At 61.4% G+C, this 17,782-nt stretch carries 13 protein-coding genes and 1 pseudogene; 11 read left to right on the top strand and 3 right to left on the bottom strand.

Translation table 11 applies throughout. The annotated features are described in order from the left end of the window. The first annotated feature begins 163 nt into the window (after positions 1-163). Positions 164-1,477 carry a phosphate regulon sensor histidine kinase PhoR gene (gene phoR / locus BMY06_RS14160; RefSeq protein ID WP_065061354.1) on the top strand — a complete coding sequence of 438 codons (1,314 nt, stop codon included), beginning with the start codon at positions 164-166 and terminating at the stop codon, positions 1,475-1,477. 128 nt (positions 1,478-1,605) lie between these two features. On the opposite strand, the gene ppk1 is transcribed toward phoR, so the two are convergent. Next, positions 1,606-3,669: a polyphosphate kinase 1 gene (gene ppk1 / locus BMY06_RS14155; protein WP_065061355.1), complete on the bottom strand. Its 2,064-nt coding sequence runs from the start codon at positions 3,667-3,669 to the stop codon at positions 1,606-1,608. Between the two features lie 238 nt (positions 3,670-3,907). On the opposite strand from ppk1, the gene ppx reads away from it, so the two are divergent. Further along, on the top strand, positions 3,908-5,497 hold the full coding sequence (gene ppx, locus BMY06_RS14150) for an exopolyphosphatase (RefSeq protein ID WP_065061412.1): 1,590 nt from the start codon (positions 3,908-3,910) through the stop codon (positions 5,495-5,497). Positions 5,498-5,613: 116 nt separating this feature from the next. On the opposite strand, the gene BMY06_RS14145 is transcribed toward ppx, so the two are convergent. Both BMY06_RS14145 and sixA read right to left on the bottom strand, forming a co-directional pair. After that, entirely contained in the window at positions 5,614-6,432 is an 819-nt protein-coding gene (locus BMY06_RS14145) for a GNAT family N-acetyltransferase (RefSeq protein WP_065061356.1), read from the bottom strand. Positions 6,433-6,723: 291 nt separating this feature from the next. Further along, complete coding sequence (gene sixA, locus BMY06_RS14140) at positions 6,724-7,188, bottom strand: phosphohistidine phosphatase SixA (protein WP_065061357.1); 465 nt, start codon at positions 7,186-7,188, stop codon at positions 6,724-6,726. A gap of 443 nt (positions 7,189-7,631) precedes the next feature. Here sixA and BMY06_RS14135 point away from each other — a divergent pair, with 443 nt between their 5' ends. From BMY06_RS14135 to tnpC, 9 genes and pseudogenes are all read left to right on the top strand, one after another. Then, positions 7,632-8,987: a tyrosine-type recombinase/integrase gene (locus tag BMY06_RS14135; protein ID WP_074983807.1), complete on the top strand. Its 1,356-nt coding sequence runs from the start codon at positions 7,632-7,634 to the stop codon at positions 8,985-8,987. Positions 8,988-9,330: 343 nt separating this feature from the next. After that, positions 9,331-9,747: a helix-turn-helix transcriptional regulator gene (locus BMY06_RS40160; RefSeq protein WP_080180346.1), complete on the top strand. Its 417-nt coding sequence runs from the start codon at positions 9,331-9,333 to the stop codon at positions 9,745-9,747. Further along, complete coding sequence (locus tag BMY06_RS14125; protein WP_074983806.1) at positions 9,744-11,405, top strand: hypothetical protein; 1,662 nt, start codon at positions 9,744-9,746, stop codon at positions 11,403-11,405. Before BMY06_RS40160 ends, BMY06_RS14125 begins: the two co-directional genes overlap by 4 nt. 57 nt (positions 11,406-11,462) lie before the next feature. Then, positions 11,463-12,338 carry a hypothetical protein gene (locus tag BMY06_RS14120; RefSeq protein ID WP_074983805.1) on the top strand — a complete coding sequence of 292 codons (876 nt, stop codon included), beginning with the start codon at positions 11,463-11,465 and terminating at the stop codon, positions 12,336-12,338. Between the two features lie 253 nt (positions 12,339-12,591). Then, complete coding sequence (locus tag BMY06_RS14115) at positions 12,592-14,391, top strand: ATP-dependent helicase (protein ID WP_244144303.1); 1,800 nt, start codon at positions 12,592-12,594, stop codon at positions 14,389-14,391. 604 nt (positions 14,392-14,995) lie between these two features. Further along, entirely contained in the window at positions 14,996-15,241 is a 246-nt protein-coding gene (locus BMY06_RS14105) for a hypothetical protein (RefSeq protein WP_074983801.1), read from the top strand. A 360-nt stretch (positions 15,242-15,601) separates the two neighbouring features. Further along, on the top strand, positions 15,602-16,036 hold the full coding sequence (gene tnpA, locus BMY06_RS14100) for an IS66-like element accessory protein TnpA (RefSeq protein ID WP_176087193.1): 435 nt from the start codon (positions 15,602-15,604) through the stop codon (positions 16,034-16,036). After that, positions 16,033-16,376, top strand: a pseudogene (gene tnpB / locus BMY06_RS14095) (IS66 family insertion sequence element accessory protein TnpB). The gene tnpA and the pseudogene tnpB overlap by 4 nt, the downstream one beginning before the upstream one ends. A gap of 30 nt (positions 16,377-16,406) precedes the next feature. Beyond that, positions 16,407-17,782: IS66 family transposase (tnpC, locus tag BMY06_RS14090; protein WP_074984035.1), on the top strand; the 1,376-nt coding region annotated here is incomplete at its 3' end.

Genomic DNA, 17,782 nt, shown 5'->3' with positions numbered 1-17,782 from the left:
GTGAGCGGGGCGCTCAGTTGCTGAGCCGCTCCGAAGCCTGAGCGCCCGCGCTCGGGCGGCAGTACGCCGGTGACGCAGCGCAAGCCTGCTTGATGCGCGCGCCGGCGCTTTCCGATTCCGCAGCGCCCCGGTCCGGACTCCTCTTCTCATCGATCGCAGGAACATGAACATCATCTGGGCGCGCGCCCTCGTATCGATCGTGCTGCTTGCGCTCGTCTGCACGGGCGTCGGCGCGTTTTTCGGCGTGAAGCTCGCACTGGCGCTGGCCGTCGCGCTGCTGGCCGCGCAAATGGTTTTCAGCACGTTCCACAAACAGCGCCTGTGGCGTCTGCTCGACGCGCCGGTCTACGGCGAAGTGCCGAGCGCGCCGGGCGTGTGGGGCGAAATCTATTACCGCCTGCACAAACTCGCGAAGCGCTGGCACGCCCAGGTGCGCCAGGTCGAGCAGCAGCACTCGCGCTTCATCCAGGCCATTCAGGCGTCGCCCAACGGCGTGGCCATGCTCGACGATCACGATCAGATCGAGTGGTGCAACGCGATTTCCGAAGTCCATTTCGGCCTCGACGCCAAACGCGACCTGCGCCAGCACATCACCCATCTCGTGCGTCAGCCCGACTTCGTGCGCTATCTGAATTCGCACGACTACAAGGAGATGCTGATCATGCGCGGCATGGGCACGAAGCGGCAGAACGTGCTCTCGGTGCAGGTGTTTCCCTACGGCGACAACCGCAAGCTCGTGCTCTCGCAGGACATCACCGAACTCGAACGCACGGACGCCATGCGCCGCGACTTCGTGGCCAACGTCTCGCACGAACTCAAGACGCCGCTCACGGTGCTCTCGGGCTTTCTGGAGACGATGCGCGAGTTGCCGCTGTCCGAAGACGAGCGCAACCGCTATTTCGACCTCATGGAGCAGCAGGCGTCGCGCATGCGTCACATCGTGACCGATCTGCTCGTGCTGGCGAAGCTCGAAGGCGAAGGGCGTTCGCCGGGTGATCAGATGATCGACATGCGCGCCGTGCTCGTCCACGTGCGCGAAGACGCGGAAAGCCTCTCGGGCGGCCATCATCGGATCAGCGCCGATTTCGACGACGGGCTCTCGCTTACGGGCTCGGAAACCGAAATTCTCAGCGCGCTGGGCAATCTCGCGACCAATGCCGTGCGCTACACGCCCGAAGGCGGCAAGGTGCATCTGGCGTGGCGCGTGGAAGGCGGCCAGGCGGTGTTCTCGGTCACCGACACCGGCTTCGGCATTCCGGCCAGCGACATTCCGCGCCTGACCGAGCGTTTCTATCGCGTGGACCGCAGCCGTTCGCGCGATACGGGCGGCACGGGTCTCGGGCTCGCCATCGTCAAGCATGTGCTGCAGCGTCACGATGCGGCGCTCGAGGTGAAGAGCGAAGAAGGGCGCGGCAGTACGTTCACCGTGCGCTTTCCGTCGGCGCGTACGACGCGGCGTCAACCTGCGCCGGTGTGAGCGCGGTGGGATGGGTGGCGCATCGCGTAGTACATGGTTTCACCGGCGCCCAATAAAAAAGCCGCTTCGTTCGAAGCGGCTTTTTTTACGCCATCGGCAAAGGCGCGGGCTTCAGACGCTTCAAACTTTCACGAACAGAACTTCGCGAGCAGGCTCATCTGCGCGTTGCGCACGGCCTTGCCGGCGCGGCGGCGCTTGTAGTGGCCGTCGCTTTGCATGAGCCACGCCGACTGGTTGTCGCCGAGGAAACACGAAAGCCCTTCGGCGATCACGCGGCGCTTCAGGCGGCGATCGTGAATCGGGAACGCGACTTCGACGCGGCGGAACAGATTGCGGTCCATCCAGTCGGCGCTCGACAGATAGACGTTCTCCGCGCCGCCTGCGTAGAAGTAGTAGATGCGATGGTGTTCCAGGAAGCGCCCGACGATCGAGCGCACCGTGATGTTCTCCGACAGCCCCGGCACGCCCGGCTGCAGCGAGCACACGCCGCGCACGATCAGATCGATCTTCACGCCCGCCTGCGAGGCTTCGTATAGCTCGTCGATCACGGTGGGTTCGAGTAGCGCGTTCATCTTCGCGACGATGCGTGCTTTCTTGCCCTGGCGCGCGGCTTCGGCTTCGGCGCGGATCGACTCGACGAGCTTCGGATGCAACGTGAACGGCGACTGCCACAGTTCGTGCAGTTGCAGCTCGCCGCCGATGCCGGTGAGCTGCTGGAACACGTGATGCACGTCCTCGCAGGTCTTCGGCTCCGAGGTCATGAGGCCGAAGTCGGTGTAGAGACGCGCCGTGCGCGGATGATAGTTGCCGGTGCCGAGGTGCACGTAGCGGCGCAGCTGCATGCGGCCGTTCACGGGTACGCGGCGCACGATCAGCATCATCTTGGCGTGGCACTTGTGGCCGACCACGCCGTACACCACATGCGCGCCCACGGCTTCGAGCTGCGAAGCCCAGTTGATGTTGGTCTCTTCGTCGAAGCGCGCGAGCAGTTCCACGACCACCGTCACTTCCTTGCCGTTGCGCGCGGCCTGCATGAGCGCGTCCATCAGCGGCGAGTCGGTGCCGGTGCGGTAGATGGTCTGCTTGATCGCGACCACGTTCGGATCGTTGGCGGCTTGCAGCAGCAGCTCCAGCACGGGCTGGAAGCTTTCGTACGGATGATGCAGCAGCACGTCGCCCTGATCGATTACGTCGAACATGTTGCTGTTGGCCGCGATGCGCTGCGGAATCGCGGGCACGTGCGGCACGAACTTGAGATCGGGGCGATCGACCATCTCGGGCAACTGCATGAGGCGCACGAGATTCACCGGGCCGTCGACGTAGTAGCAGTCCTTCTCGTTCAGGCCGCTCTCGTCGAGCAGACGCCGCACGAGGTGCACGGGCGTATCCGCCGACACTTCGAGGCGCACCGCGTTGCCCAGATGGCGCGCGGGCAGCTCGCCTTGCAGCGCGACGCGCAGATTGGTGATTTCGTCTTCGTCGACGAACAGCTCGCTGTTGCGCGTGATGCGGAACTGGTTGCAGCTGCGCACCACGAGGTTCGGAAACAACTCGCCCACGAAACGTTGCAGCAGCGAGCCAAGCAGGACGAAGCCGTGCTGGAAGCCCGACAGTTCCTGTGGCATCCGCACGAGTCGCGGCAGCGCGCGCGGCGCTTGCACGATGCCCATCAGCGCCTGACGGCCGAAGGCGTCCTTGCCTTCGAGTTCGACCACGAAGTTCAGGCTCTTGTTGAGCACGCGCGGGAACGGGTGTGCGGGGTCGAGGCCGATCGGCGTGAGCACGGGCAGCAGTTCGTCGAGGAAATACCTGCGCGCCCAGGCGGTCTGCGCTTCGTTCCAGGCGTCGGTGCCGTGAAAGTAGATGCCTTCTTCTTCGAGCGCGGGCAGCACGGTGTCGTGCAGCATGCGGTACTGGCGGTGCACGAGGCGCTGCGCGCGCTCGACCACGAGTTCGTAGACGTGTTGCAGCGACATGCCGTCGGGCGAGAGCACGCCCGGGTTGTCGCGCATCTGCTCCTGCAGCCCGGCCATGCGGACTTCGAAGAATTCGTCGAGATTGCTGCTGGTGATGCAGATGAAGCGCAAGCGCTCCAGCAAGGGAACGGTGGGGTCGGCGGCCTGTGCGAGCACACGCTCGTTGAATCCCAGAATGCCCAGTTCGCGATTGAGAAGGGGGTAGCGGATGGACATTGGCAGTGAACGCGGAATTTCGGGGGATGATTCGAACGGACGCTCGGAAATTCTCACAGTAATATGACTTTATTGTGACAATTGGTGTGTCATAAATTCTACGCCGCATTTTCACGTGTTCGACACCTTGGGCGGCAATCATGCACAGTGGGTCAGGGTGTCCCCGAAAGTCCCGTTGCGGGCGTTTCTGACCGTCACTCGCGCGAGGTGCGACATGACGAAGTCGGGTACGCTTAAAATGGCATATTTGGACAACGCGGCCGCTGCTCAACGAGCCCGCATGACCGCGTTCGCACGCATGGAGCCCGCCCCCTCGATGGTCACCAATCCGCAATTGCTTGCCGCCGTCGACCTCGGTTCGAACAGCTTTCGTCTGATCGTCGGTCGGGTCGAAGAAACCGACGCCGGCAGCCAGATCTACCCGGTCGACGCCCTGCGTGAACCCGTGCGCCTTGCCGCGGGCCTGTCGAAGGACAAACAGCTCGACCGCGCCTCGCAGGTGCGCGGCTGGGACGCGCTCAAGCGTTTCGGCGAACGTCTGCGCGACTTTCATCCGGATCACGTGCGCGCCGTGGCGACCAACACGCTGCGCGTCGCCAAGAACTCGCGCGAATTTCTCGGCGAGGCCGAAGCCGCGCTCGGCTTCCCGATCGAAGTGATCGCGGGCCGCGAAGAAGCGCGCCTCATCTACGCGGGCGCGGCGCATTCGGTGCCGGCGAGCGCGGGCAAGCGCTTCGTGGTGGATATCGGCGGCGGCTCGACCGAGTTCATCATCGGTTCGCACTACACGCCGATCCGCATGGAAAGCCTGTATATCGGCTGCGTGAGCCATAGCCGCCAGTTCTTCCCGGCCGGCAACGTCGACGAATACACCATGCGCCAGGCGGAACTCGCCGCCACGCGCGAAATCCAGATCATTTCCTCCGACTACCGCGCGACCGGCTGGGATCAGGCGATCGGCTCCTCGGGCACCGCGCGCGCGCTGGCCGAACTCGTCGAGGCGAACGGCTTCAACGATGCGGGCATCACGCACGGCATTTCGCGCGGCGGCCTGGAACGCCTGAAGCGCGCGCTGATCAAGGCGGAGAACGTCAACCGGCTGAAGCTCGTCGCGCTCAAGCCCGACCGCATTCCGGTGCTGGCGGGCGGCTTGTCGATCATGATCGCCGTGTTCGACGAACTGGGCATCGATTACGTCGACACCACCGACGGCGCGCTGCGTCTGGGCGTGCTCTACGACCTGCTCGGCCGGTCGCAGCACGAAGACATGCGCACGGTCACGGTGGAAGGCTTCATGCGCCGCTATGGCGTGGATCGCGCGCAGGCGAGCCGTATCGCCGAACTCGCGGTGAGCTTCTACGACCAGCTCGAAGAACCCGACGCGGAGCGCCGCGAGGAAAGCCGCAACTTCCTGAACTGGGCGGCGTCGCTGCACGAGATCGGCCTGTCGATTTCGCACAGCGCGTATCACAAGCATTCGGCCTATATCGCCAGCAACGCCGACATGCCGGGCTTCTCGCGCACCGACCAGGCGCGTCTCGCGGCGCTCGTGCTCGGCCACGTGGGCAAGCTCGGCAAGCTCTCGCAGGCGCGCGACGTCGAATGGCCGCTGCTGTTCTGCCTGCGTCTGGCCGCGCTGCTGAGCCGCCGTCGCGCCGATGTCGGCCTGCCGCACATCAAGGTCATGCGCGAAGGCGAGGGCTTCGAGGTGCTGCTGCCGAACGCCTGGGTACAGAACAATCCGCTCACCGATTACAACCTCGTTCAGGAAGCGGCGGAGTGGGGCAAGATCGGCATTCCGTATCGCGTGGTTTATACGGAAGAGTGATCGCGCGCTCAGCGCGTTCTGCACGACCTGCGTGACGATGTGGACATGAAAACGCCCGGCTCAATGGCCGGGCGTTTTGTTTTGCGACGTCGTGAATGCGGTGAAGCCGCGGTGGATCAGCGCGTGGCGGCCTCGCCGAGGAAGTGGCGCGCGTAACGTTCGTTGATGTCCGAGAGACGGAACAGCGTCAGGAAGTCGGCGGTGTTGAAGTCCGGATCCCAGGCCGGCGCGCCGCAGATCTTCGCGCCGAGACGCAGATAGCCCTTGATCAGCGGCGGCGGCACGGCGCTGCCGCCCGTGCGCAGTTCCTCGACGGGCAGCGGCGTGTGCGGGAAGGCGCGGTATTCCGGATCGGTCAGCGCGTTCGCGCCGAGCGAGGCGTAGAGATTGGCCGCGTAGTGGCCGCCGTCGGCCATCGCCACGCTCGCGCAGCCGAGCATCGTCTCGTAGCCGTTATGCGTCATGTAGGCGCCCAGACCGCCCCACAGCGACATGATGACCGAGCCGCTGCGGTAGTCGGGATGCACGCACGAGCGGCCCACTTCGACCATCTTCGGACGCAGATGCGCGAGGCGCGACACGTCGAATTCGCTCTCGGCGTACAGGCGGCCGATGCGCGTGGCTTCGTGCGGCGGCAGCACGCGATAGGTGCCGACGACCTTGAGCGTGTCGAGATCGCGCACGATCAGGTGATCGCAATAGTGGTCGAAGGCGTCGACGTCGAGACCGGCCGGGCCGGTCAGACGCGCGCCCATTTCCTCGGCGAACACGCGGTAGCGCAGGCGCTGCGCTTCGCGCAGTTCTTCGTCGCTGCGAGCCCAGGCCACCTGAAGGCGGTGCTGCGCGGTGACCGTTTCTTCGGCGCGCGGCAGACGCCGATTCGACTCGAAGAGGCTCGAGGCGAACGGCAGGGTGGGCATCGGCAGATCTCGCATGGGGCGTCCTGGTCGGGAAGTAAGAGAACTTTCCCGGCAATTTAGTAATACGCGGTTACGTTTCCATGAAAACGCAATGACGATTCGATGACGCTCTGTAAGGCTGACAGAGCGGTGCGAGGCCGTTGTGCGGTTTAGTGACGCCGTTTGCGGAATTTCGGCGGGTTCAGGCGGGCTTAGGTGGCATTCAGGCGGGGAGTCGCGCCGCGAGCGGCGGCGCGTGAGGAGAGGGCGACGAAGGCGCGCGATCTTGCGCGCGACGTGGTGCGCAGTCGCGCAGTGTGGCGCCGATCAGACGAGTTCGGGCGTGATGGCGGCGAGCAGGACGGCTGCGCCGTCGCCGTTGCGCTCGCGACTTTTGATCCAGAGGACGCCCGACTTCTTCACGGGCCAGCCGCGGCGGTCGCTGTCGTGCGACAGGAGGTGCGCGGCGACTTCGCCGAGCGTCGGCTGATGGCCGACCACGACAACGGTGGAGGCGATGCCATCGGGCCAGCCGGCGGCGGTGAGCACGGCGTCGACGCTGGCATCGGGCGCGATTTCGCGCACCACGCGGTACTGGTCGGTGAGCGCCTCGGCGGTCTGGATCGTGCGCGCGGCGGGGCTCGCGAGGATCACGGCGTCTTCGGGCAGACGTGAGCGCAACCAGCGCGCGACGTTCTGCGCCTGCTTGCGTCCCCGTGTGGTGAGCTGGCGCGCGAGGTCGCTGGACGCAAAGTCTTCGGCTTCGGCGTGGCGCCAGAGGATGAGATTCATGAGCGGCTCTCCTGGGAGATGGGCGGGATGTCGCGAGGCGGGGGGGCGTTATTTTTCGCGGTTTCGTTTTTCGCCGGTGTTTTGCCATTGTAGGGAGCATGGGGTGTGCCGGCGAAGGGTGCGGCAGGGTGTGGATTGCCCGGATTGCTGCCCAGCCGGGAAGCGTCGAAGGACTGAAAAACAAAAAGCCCAGCCGGTTAAGGCTGGGCTTTTTGCTTGAAGCTGTGGTCGGAGCGATAGGATTCGAACCTACGACCCTCTGATCCCAAATTCTTTTCCAGATAGATCGTTACGATACGATAAGATACGCCGGTAAAATATAACATCATGATTTTACGCGATAAAAATATGGGGATGGTGCGTTTCAATCCTGTATCGATCGGCTAAATCCGGATCAAATCCGGTAACATGGCGGTAACGAAACGCTCTGCGAACTCATCATCATGGGAAAGCTTACGGTTAGGGTTATAGAGTTAGCAAAAAGAAAGGATAAGGCTTATTGCCTGTCGGACGGTGATGGCCTGCGAGTCCGCATCGCTACGGACGAGACCAAGAGTTGGCAAGTCAAATACACAGTCGATGGCAAGGAGACAACGGTAACGCTTCCGCGTCGCTACGGGGCCACTACCGATGCCGCTCACTTGTCTCTTGCCGATGCAAGACATGAGGCCGCCGCCATTCGCGCACTGGCGCGAAGTGGCGTCGACCATCAACAAAAAGTCAAGGATGATCTTGAGGCGCAACGCCGCCAACGTGAGCAGCAGCAATCGGATGCCAAAACGGTCCAGGATTTGTATGACGCATGGTTTCCGACAATCGCAACGAAACGAGGCAAGCGCGGCCGGAAGGATGGCGGAGCCGAGATTACGCGAACATTCGAAAAATTCGTGCTGGGAAAAATCGGTCGCAAAACACTTACACAGTTGTACGCGACTGACGTGCGCCCAATCCTTACCGCCATATCTGATCGCGGAGCGAACAGACAGGCGACGGCCTTGCTTGTTGATCTGAAACAAATGTTTCGTTGGGGTGACCAAAATCAGCCGTGGAAGCGCCTGCTTGCGAGCAGCGATATCTTGGCCATCAGGGCAGAAGACATCGTGAGTGGCGGCTACGACCCGGTGCGAGACAACGAGCGTGATCGCGTATTAACCGAAACCGAAATCCGCACACTTGCCTACCTCATGCCGAAGGCGGAGCTATCGCTCTCAATCTGTGCGGCGATCTGGATTATGTTGTCCACAGGAACACGCGTAGGTGAAACCGTTGCTGCGTGCTGGAAGCATGTTGACCTCGACAATAAATCGTGGTTCATTCCCGCCGAGAACGCGAAGTCCGGCGTTGCACACAATGTGCAGATGTCTGACTTCACGCACTCGCATTTTGCTGCGCTGTGGAATTGGCGCGAAAAGCTCACGGAAGACTTGCGAAGCGAATTTGTTTTTCCGTCAAGCCGCGATCATCGCACTGCGATGAACAACCAGACTGTAGGTAAAGCGTTGGCAGATCGACAGCGCGTGAATCGCAAGCCGTTGCCCGGCAGGACCGAGCACACAACCGCCTTGCTACTTGAGGGCGGCCAGTGGAAGTGCCACGATCTTCGGCGAACCTGCGGAACGCTAATGCAAAGTCTCGGCATCGCAGAAAGCATCGTTCATCGCTGCCTAAATCACGCGCGAGTGGACAAGCTTGATCGAGTCTACTTGCAGCACGATTACGCCGACGAGATGGCGCATGCGTGGCAATCCTTGGGGCAGCGACTTCAGGTCCTAACTGAACCAACCACGACTTCGATATAGCATCCCAAGTCGGTCTGGGAACAGTCGGGTTTCGGCAGGATTGCGCGCATCGTAAAAGATGGTACAGTCCTAACCCTGCCTAACGCGGTCGTCTGTGGATACGACCGATGTTAAGAACCCTGAAGTTTGGGAATCGGGTCGGGCAAAGTATTCCAGGCCTCGGAAGCCCTTTATCACCACCTGTTTTTGCGAAGTCATGCTCACAGGTGTGCAGCCTATAAGCGCCCAGACGCGCTCACATACCAGCCTTCTATTCGAGCGGCTCGGTGCGTGATGGTCGATAAAGGATTTCCCAGCGTCTGGATTATTTTGCGAACCGAACCACCAACTCAAACTGTTTGCCATGGGTTCCAAACACGCTCTTGAGCAGCCGCTAACCTGCGCGGCTCCTCTCAATCTTGACTCCCCGGGCTGCGTTGACGACGCACATACGTCTCGCGGCGAAGCGACCAATCGCCCAGCGATATACGACGATTTGTCGCACGTAGCACGTCGTCAACTCGCCGGACACAATTGCGCGCCTGCTCTTGGCGTGAATGAGAAGGCGCCTACCAACCAAGCTTTTTCACTGGCTACGGCCGATAGAATCATTCGGCTGCCCGAGTTGCTCGCCATTCTCCAGATTAGCCGAACAACTGCGTACGCATGGCAGAAGGCAGGGCGCTTGCCGCGCTCCGTTGCTCTTGGCCCGCGTGCACGCGGCTGGAAACTGTCGGATGTCGCTCGTTTTTTAGCGTCTCTCGGTACGGAGGCGCAATGAACGATCAGATTAACGCCGGAATGTCCACGGCGGAAGTCCCGTGCAATGTCGAACCGGCAACGGAACCGCGTGCCGCCGACCGCTCCGAACAGCCGGAAAACGCGCACGCGGCTCAAGCTGCACAGCGGCCTGCTTTCGAGATGATCGCGACCGCGTACGACCCGCACGGCCAGAACCCGCACCATGTCTCCGAGTTCGACCATGCCTCGGGCAGGCGCGTTCGCCGTCTGCTGCCGGTGCACGCACTGACATCGGACAAGCGCACGCGCGACATCCTGATCAAGGCTGGCGTCCCGTCGCCGGTTGCATCCGCAACGGCGACGCTCACGGCTATCGCTTCCAACCCGCCTTCCGCCACCGGCCTGCACGACGTACCGCATGGCTGGGTGAGCGGATGCGATTTCGGCACGATCTACCGCTACGGCAATACCGCGTTTTCGTCGTTGGGGCCGATCAATGTCTACGCTGACGGCCTCGCGCCCGAACCGCAGCAGAACGGCGACATCACGCAGCTGCTGGAAACGTTGGCGTTGGACCACACGGCCGCCACGGTCATTCTGGTGGCGGCCCATCTCGCGAGTCTGCTGATACATCTGCTCGACCAAACCCCGCTTGTGATTGTCGCATCCGGCTTGCCCGAGGCGGAATTGCAACGCCTCACCGTGCTCGCCGATTTCATGTTCGGTACCAGGGTTGTCGCCCCGCTGCTTGTGCGCCGCAGCGACACGGACGATGCGCTCATTCAGTTCATGTGTTCCAAGTCGCGCAAGCAGGCATTCGCTCATGCCAAGATTCGCCTCGATGCCAGCGCAACCACTAAAACTCGCGAGAAGAGGATCGGCCGGGCGCACGCGCCGGTGACGCTGATCGTCACGACGGACGCCAATGTCCCCGGCAATCTGGCATCGCCGACACCGCCGTCCGGCTGCATCGAAATGTATCTCGACGCTCCGAATCAGGCCGCACCGACCGCAATCACGCAGGTATCTTCGAACGTGGCGGTGCATCATGAGGCGATTGCGGCCGTGACGTACATCCAGGCCGTGCTTCTCAATCAAGATAAGGTCGTTCGCAACGCCGACACAAATCTGCCGAAACTCATTGACCGCTACTTGAGCGCCGCGGCAGGTGTGCAAAACGAAAGCTACGCTCTTTCCGCTGTGCGCTCGTTCGCCTTGCTGCGTTACGCGCTTACGTGCGGACGCCAGTATGGTGTCGCTCCGTGGACCAGGGGCGTGGCCGACGAGGTCATGGATACGTGCGTGAAGCGGTGGGCAGCACATCATCGCGATCGGGAAACTGCATTTGAACGTCGTGTCATCGATGCTGTAAATAAGTTGCTCAGCACGGGCAACCACAATCAGCGCACGAAGTTCAATGACTGTGAAGTCCGTCTCAAGTCCATAAACGGCCATGAACTGATGTTGATCGACTCCGGCACTTTCGATGCATCCGTCGTTGGTCGCCTCGATAAAGCCCGCGTACTCGACGCGCTCCGCAAGCGAAGACTGCTCGTGACGAATGGAGATGGCTCGCAATATCAGGTCCGCGTCGACGGTGGCCGCTCGCGCTTCTACGCCATCGACGTTGCCGCTCTGCGCTCCCTTCACGCGAGCGGCATGAGCAACCCTAAGCCTGCGCAAGCCGCAAAAGCGTAACCGTAACCCGCCGCGACGGCGCGCGCGAACAGCGCGTCGCCGCCGCTACCCATCGCCATGAAATCGAACAAACTGAAACCGCCCATCAAGGGGTCGGTCGAAACGCTCCGCGTGCTCGATATCATTGAAAGTACCGTATTGGGCTTCGACCGCGTTACCCTCTGGACCGATCATCCCGCGCCCGAGATTCCGACGCGCCTCGTCGAGCGACACTGCCGCAAACTGGAAGTGCGAAGCGGCCATTCGCTGAAATTCAATCCGGTCTGGCAAACAGAAATAAGAGTCTTTCAGCCCAGCCGTCAGGCGCTGATCGAGTTGCAATCCGCGCTCGGCGCGCGCCGCCGTACCTGCGTCCGCTATACCGAACCGGCGGCCGACTGGCTGGCGAACAACTACGAAGGTGCCACTGCCGTCTACAACTTCATGCTGGAGCGTTTGCGCGTCCCATACATGCGCCAACCCGTAAAGTTCAGGGAGGGTACAGCATATTTCGCCCGCCGTAAGTCCCACGACGGCACGAAGACCGGAACCAACGTCGTCATGTACGCGGATCGCCCGAGCAAGCTGTGGCCCGTGCACCGCCTTGCACAACCGTGCTGCCATCTTGAATACCGGTTTCAGGGTGTCGAAACGCTGGCGCAATACGGCCTGCTCAGTCTGTCCGACTGCATCGGTTTCGACCATCAGGCGTTCTGGCGCGAGCACCTTCGACTGTTCAAGCTGCCGTCGAAAGCCGAGCTCGGATTTCATCTTGCAGCGAACAATGCCGACGTGTCGGACACCGCACTCCGAAAGCGCGCCAACCGGCTACTTGATCGGTATCGTCGCGGCGACGCAATCGTATTGCAGGACTGCTGGCGCGAGAATTCGATCGTCGGTGACCTCGTATCGAGTATCGACAATACTCCATTTATCAGCGGCGTGACGATGTGACAACGTGACGGGAAGGGATTGCAGGAAGCAATGATATATACCCCAAATTTCCCCAAATATTTCCCCAACAATCCCTTTCCCTCCTTCATTTCCAGTCTATCCCGCTCCCCATTTATACCGACGTTTTTAGCGTTTTTCTGCATTTCCCTGCTGCTTTCGAGCCTGATTTCGGACGAGAATTTTCGCAACCTCCATATCCGTTCCGCAGCAACCGGAATGCCCGTCACGCTGTCACGCGTCGCAGGCAATGGCTGTGAAAAATATCCGTTTTCGTAGACCACGGCATCAGGCAATGATCGTAAAAAATATGAAATTCACACAGGAGCAACTGGCGATCATCAACACGACGGCGTCGCGCGTCGCTGTTTGGGCATGCCCCGGCAGCGGCAAGACGGAAACACTCTGCGCGCGGGTTCGTCGTCTGCTTGATCGCGGCGTGCGATCTGAGCGTATCCTCGTGCTGAGCTTTTCCGATAAAGCCGTATCCGTGCTGAAAGAACGCCTGCCGCCTGGCGTGACGGTAAAGACGTTTCATGCTTTCGGTTTCGGCATTGTGCGTAGCACGGCACGCGCAGGATCGAACATGCCGCTACTGCTCACGCCAAAGCGCAGCTTCGATCTGTTGAAGCAAGCGATAAAGCGATGCCCGATGGCGCGCAGTAGCGTGAAGGAAAAGACGGGGCTTGATTTGTCGCTGCTGTACGAAGCGGCGCGGCTCGTCGACTTTATCAAGCGGTGCAACGGTAGCGATGAACTGGCTGCGCGCCTCGTTCGCGACAAAGAATCGGGCTTTCCGGACTACGTCGAAGTGCTGGCCGAGCTTCGCGCGATTCGGATGGTCTACGATCGGACGGTCGAGCGCGCTGGTGGCATTGATTATCCGGCCATGCTTCGTCGCGCAGGTACTGCTCTCGCTACATGTGCACTGCCGTTTCAGCACGTGCTGGTCGACGAAGCGCAGGATATGAGTGCGGAGCAGGCCACGTTTCTTTCTGCGCTTGCCGAACGCGTTCGGAATATCATGCTGTTTGGCGACCCGAAGCAGGCAGTGTACGGTTTTATCGGCGGCAGGTTGAACGATTTTCGCAATGTGATCCGTGACGCCGTGACACTGGAACTGACTCGCTCGTTCCGGCTTACCCACGAAAACGCGGCGCTGGCGAACGCGATCCTGAGCCGGGACAGGGACTGCGTATCGGGTAGCCGTCACGGTGTCACGCCGTCACTTGTGCGCTGCGCTTCAGCAACCGAACAGGAAGATATGGTTGTCGAGCTGGTTCGCGAGCTGATCGGTGAGGGCACCGAGGCCAATCATATCGCCATACTGGGCCGCACGAAAGCGCAGGTCCGGCTGGCCGAGCAGGCACTACTGGCGCAAAATTTCGAGACGGATTCCGGCTTCAGTGAACGCCAGTACGCTCATGTGCTAAAGGCGCTCGACGTGCTCAAGCTGGTGCAAGCATGTATCGGGACCGCACGGGCCGGGAGGAAACCGAAGCGGGACTGGCGTGCTGGCCGTCTTTTTCGGATCATGGGCGCGAACGTGAGGCGGCCGGTGATTGAAGAGTGTTTGCGCTGGCTGGCGAAAGCTGTTCGCATCCCGTCGTTCGAAGGGCGCTATGTAATGGCCGTACGCATTTATTTGCGTCTTGCACGAGCAACCGGTAACGCCCCGGTGAATCTCGCCGCCGAACTCGGACGCTGGCAAGCGGTGTGTCGCGGATTCGAAAACGAGCGCGATTTGCGCGCCCATGTTCGCGCGCTATCGCAGCAGGCAAAGATCGTTACGTCAACGATCCACGGCGCGAAAGGTGGCGAGTGGCGGCATGTCGTTGTTCTCGGTGTAACGGAAGGTTCGATTCCCTTTTACCGGGAAATGAATCGCGGCGACGTCGCCGAAGAGCAGCGGCTCTTCTATGTTGCGGTCACGCGCGCGCGGGAGCAGGTGCATCTGCTTCATGCGCCGTTCCATCACGCACCATCTGGGACGATGTTCACCGAGCCATCGCGGTTCCTGTCGGAAGAAGTTGTGGCGGCACTTGCGATTCCGTAACAGCAGCGTCGACAGACATGCCTCGATTCATGCAAGCCCGGCCACTCCCGGCCGGGGCATATTCGGGTGTCAGTTGAAGCTCCTGGCCTGCTGGCTGGCAGTCGCGACCGCATACACCTTAAAGCTCTTGCTGTGAAAGAGATCGACAGTCCAGCCGTGATCAGGGTCTCGGTACGTTATGTACTGCTGATTCTCGGAAGGCTCTAGAAGGGGATGCTGTAGGCAAGATGAATCGCGGCGCGCTCGGACCGTCGGCTTAGCGTCTACGATAAGGCGGCTGAAGTCCTGCATCGGGAACTGGGGCCGCACGCCAACCGGATACTGGCCGCGCTTGCATCAGATGAGTGGAATATCGAGGTGGCAAAGCTGAAGGAAAAGCTTGATGGTCCGCCGCGCTGGCAACTGGAGGTGCGCAGCGAGCCGAAGGATGCTGTTCCGGTCTCGGATATCGCCGATTTCGCGACGTGCTTTGACGGCATCCGCTTCCTTCATTTGCCGCATGACGCCGCCCCGTTCAATACTCCGGAGGGCTACCTGTTCATCGCATGCGCTCGACGGAAATCAGCGCCGCCGTTTTATGCGTGGGCTGGCCACGTAGCAGGATATGGACTGGTTCAACGCCGACTTGCTGCGCGATTGCATCGCGCAGGTCATTGACCGGCTGGCGGCGCTCTTCGCGACACCGAAGCAAAAGCTGAAAGTAGTCGATACGCTTGCGTGCGCGTCCCAGCCCGACCCGGCGAGCGGCTTGATGTTCAAGCGCACGCGTCCTATCGCAAAGCCGGGAGCCACGGGTGCGTTGGTTGCATCGACGGTTCTGACGAGCGGCAAGCGCGAGCGTATTATCTAACGGCTTCGTTTGGCGGATACGTCTTGCCGTACTGATCGTTTTCGTGATGAACCGGCGTTCTTACCTGGCTGTGAGTACGGGCCGCGGTCTGGAGGCAACGGATGTGGAATTCTCTATGTATTCCACAGCCGCAGGGCCACCGTATCACGGGTCTTGCTGGAATGTGGCGGCCGGAAGTCGGCGGCGTGCCGTTCCTGGTCATGGTCTTACCGTCCCACGCATTTCTGCCCCTTTCGCGCCGCGCCGCGCGCTGCCTTGGCGACCGGCATTCCCGCCAAAATCGGGCTCGCTAGTGGCGGAATCTATGTAAGCGGCTCGTGCCGGCCGTTATAGACGGTGGCTGAGGGCGACATCAAAGTGATGCCCATCATTTCCAATCTGATGGGCACCACTTTGACACAGTCTGCGGAGAAGAAGCCTGGTTCCCGGACGGGGCGCCCGAACTACCCACGGGAGCTGCGTGAGCGACTGGCAGCAGCAGCTTGCGAGCCTGGCGTATCAGTCGCGAAGCTGGCCCGGGAGAATGGCATCAACGCGAACATGCTGTTCACCTGGCGGCGGCGATATCTGGCCGATCAGCAAGCTCGATCTGCCGGGCTCATTCCGGTCGTATTGCTCAGCGACACGCCGACGGAGGTCATTGCGTCAGCTCCGGTAGAGCCGCAAGCGCAAGGCGCGAAGTCTGCATCACCTGTCGGTACAATCGAGATCCGGATCGGTCGTGCGGTGGTTAAAGTGGACGGCCAGGTTGATGCCGATATGCTGCGAATCGTGCTGGGTAGTCTGCGCTCATGATCTCCCTACCGGCAGGCACGCGCATCTGGATCGCTGCTGGCGTCACTGATATGCGCTGCGGGTTTCAGGGGCTGGCCGCAAAGGTACAAACAGCGCTTGAGGAGAACCCGCTGGGCGGCAACGTCTACATCTTCCGGGGCCGTCGCGGCGATCTGGTAAAGATTCTCTGGGCTACGGAGGACGGAATCTGGCTGCTCGCGAAGCGGCTTGAACGAGGCCGTTTTTATGGCCCAAGGCCGACGGTGGCAAGGTCCATCTGAGCTCTGCACAACTGTCGATGCTGCTTGAGGGCATCGACTGGCGACAGCCCCGCCGCACCGCCGCATTATCGATGTTGTAAACGGCGAGGCAGACTCGTAAACTACGGCGCATGTCGAACGGCGCCGATCTCCCTGACGATATCGAACTGCTGAAGGCCTTGCTGGTCGAGGCCCGTAGTCTGCTTGCCGAACGCGATGTCGAGATTGAGCAGCTCAAGGCGCAGATCGACAAGCTCAGGCGCATGCAGTTTGGTCGCAAGTCCGAGCAGCTGCAGCGGCAAATCGAGACGCTCGAGACTCAACTTGAGGATCTGGCCGCCGGGCGCGGCGTTGTGGATGTGCAGCGTGCGCAGGCCCTCGGTGCAAATGCGTCCACCTCGAACACAACGGCGGACGAAGCGGCTTCCAGGCAAGCGCTTCCCGCGCATCTGCCGCGCGAGGATCATGTGCTCGAGCCTGAATCAAGCTGTCCTGATTGCGGTCAACCAATGCAGGCGCTCGGCGAGGACTCATCCGAACAACTCGCCCGGGTTGCAGCGGCGTTCAAGGTCATTCGCACGATCCGGCGCAAACTGGTTTGCCCGTGCTGCAGCACGATCACGCAGCTGCCGATGCCTGGGCTGCCGATCGAGCGGAGCATCGCCCATCCGAGCTTGCTGGCAGACATCCTCGTCTCGAAGTATGCAGACCACCAGCCGTTGTACCGGCAATCGACGATCGCGGCGCGCGATGGCGTGACGCTTGACCGGGCCAGTATGGGGCGCTGGGTTGGCCAGTGTGAGGCGCTGTGCGCTCCGCTAACAGAGGCGCTGCGCCGCTATACCGTGGCCGCTACCAAGCTGCACGCGGATGACACGCCGATCCCGGTGCTCTCACCGGGCAACAGGAAGACCCGTACCGGCCGGCTGTGGGTCTATGTGCGCGACGATCGTCGCTCGGGTTCGGCGCAACCGGCTTCGGTCTGGTTCGCGTACTCGCCGAACCGGCAAGGCATCCATCCTCAAACCCATCTCGCCAGCTTCAAAGGGATTCTGCAAGCGGACGCTTACGCGGGCTTCGACGAATTGTTCCGCGATGGCTCGATACGCGAGGCGGCATGCCATGCCCACGCGAGGAGAAAGTTCTACGACATCCACGTGCGCACGCCGTCGGACACAACACAAAAGGCACTCGAATATATTGGCGGGCTCTACGACATCGAGGCCTCCATTCGCGGCAGGCCCGCAGCCGAACGGCTGCGAATACGGCAGGAGAAAGCCAGACCGCTGCTTCACATCTATGAAGCGTGGCTCAAGGCAAAGCTCGAAACGCTGTCGTCGAAGTCCGATACGGCCAAGGCGATCAACTATACGCTGAACCAGTGGAGCGCACTGACGTTGTACTGCGAAGACGGTACGCTAGAGATTGATAACAACATCGCCGAGAACGCGCTGCGTTGTGTAAGCCTGGGTCGGAAAAATTTTTTATTCGCCGGTTCAGACAGCGG

The sequence above is a fragment of the Paraburkholderia tropica genome, from assembly GCF_900109265.1.
Taxonomy (GTDB): domain Bacteria; phylum Pseudomonadota; class Gammaproteobacteria; order Burkholderiales; family Burkholderiaceae; genus Paraburkholderia; species Paraburkholderia tropica.
Note: the sequence above shows the minus strand (reverse complement) of the source record. Positions and strands in the feature narration are given on the sequence as shown.

Coding starts and splice junctions, on each gene's coding strand:
- phoR (WP_065061354.1), top strand. CDS start 164: ATGAACATCATCTGGGCGCGCGCCCTCGTATCGATCGTGCTGCTTGCG.
- ppk1 (WP_065061355.1), bottom strand. CDS start 3,669: ATGTCCATCCGCTACCCCCTTCTCAATCGCGAACTGGGCATTCTGGGA.
- ppx (WP_065061412.1), top strand. CDS start 3,908: ATGGCATATTTGGACAACGCGGCCGCTGCTCAACGAGCCCGCATGACC.
- BMY06_RS14145 (WP_065061356.1), bottom strand. CDS start 6,432: ATGCGAGATCTGCCGATGCCCACCCTGCCGTTCGCCTCGAGCCTCTTC.
- sixA (WP_065061357.1), bottom strand. CDS start 7,188: ATGAATCTCATCCTCTGGCGCCACGCCGAAGCCGAAGACTTTGCGTCC.
- BMY06_RS14135 (WP_074983807.1), top strand. CDS start 7,632: ATGGGAAAGCTTACGGTTAGGGTTATAGAGTTAGCAAAAAGAAAGGAT.
- BMY06_RS40160 (WP_080180346.1), top strand. CDS start 9,331: ATGGGTTCCAAACACGCTCTTGAGCAGCCGCTAACCTGCGCGGCTCCT.
- BMY06_RS14125 (WP_074983806.1), top strand. CDS start 9,744: ATGAACGATCAGATTAACGCCGGAATGTCCACGGCGGAAGTCCCGTGC.
- BMY06_RS14120 (WP_074983805.1), top strand. CDS start 11,463: ATGAAATCGAACAAACTGAAACCGCCCATCAAGGGGTCGGTCGAAACG.
- BMY06_RS14105 (WP_074983801.1), top strand. CDS start 14,996: ATGGACTGGTTCAACGCCGACTTGCTGCGCGATTGCATCGCGCAGGTC.
- tnpA (WP_176087193.1), top strand. CDS start 15,602: ATGCCCATCATTTCCAATCTGATGGGCACCACTTTGACACAGTCTGCG.